1 protein-coding gene is annotated in these 248 nt (G+C 66.1%); it reads right to left on the reverse strand.

The window, feature by feature from the left end; translation table 11 throughout:
* Positions 1-248 (reverse strand): hypothetical protein (locus SB717_RS38375; protein ID WP_410908448.1); only part of this gene is annotated, 248 nt, incomplete at both ends.

The following is a 248-nucleotide window of genomic DNA, read 5'->3' on the forward strand; positions in this document are numbered from 1 at the left end:
TCGGTGACGGCATCTCGATGCCTTCGAGCGCCCACCAGATGCCGCCGACCTGCAGCGATTTGTCGGCCTGGAGCCGGTCGAACAGCGTGAATTTGAAGTCGTCGGAGCTGAGCGTGTCGCCGTTGTGAAACAGCACATCGCTGCGCAGGTCCAGCTCGAGCACCTTGCCCGCCGTGTCCTTCCAGCGCCATGCGGTGACGACGCCGGGGCCGAGCGTGCCCTTCGCGTCGATGTCAAGGGCCGCGTCG

Source organism: Priestia sp. SIMBA_032, from assembly GCF_046535215.1.
In the GTDB taxonomy this organism is placed as follows: Bacteria; Bacillota; Bacilli; order Bacillales; family Bacillaceae_H; genus Priestia; species Priestia aryabhattai.